We start from the raw sequence: 221 nt of genomic DNA, 5'->3' as shown, positions 1-221 counted from the left end.
TACTGGTTCACCTTCTTCGTCGCCCTGGGCGGGGCTGTCGTCCTGCTGTGGATCGTCGGCATGGTGCGCAAGACCTAGCGCCAAACTGTTGTCGGCCATGCAAATTGAGTGTGACTGCGGCGGCCGGCGACGGGTAGCGGCATGATGGAGTGATGGTCTCACCGGCGACCACGGCGACGATGAGTGCGTGGCAGGTGCGTCGGCCCGGCCCGATGGACACC

The 221-nt window shown here is 65.2% G+C and carries 2 protein-coding genes; both read left to right on the top strand.

From position 1 onward, the window contains the following. The coding region (locus tag BST12_RS30355) for a GlsB/YeaQ/YmgE family stress response membrane protein (RefSeq protein WP_139802159.1) at positions 1 to 78 on the top strand (78 nt) is incomplete at its 5' end. Positions 79 to 152: 74 nt separating this feature from the next. Continuing rightward, positions 153 to 221: hypothetical protein (locus BST12_RS34130; protein ID WP_245850640.1), on the top strand; the 69-nt coding region annotated here is incomplete at its 3' end.

This window comes from Mycobacterium angelicum, assembly GCF_002086155.1.
GTDB lineage: Bacteria > Actinomycetota > Actinomycetes > Mycobacteriales > Mycobacteriaceae > Mycobacterium > Mycobacterium angelicum.
This window is presented reverse-complemented; position numbering and strand designations above follow the sequence as displayed.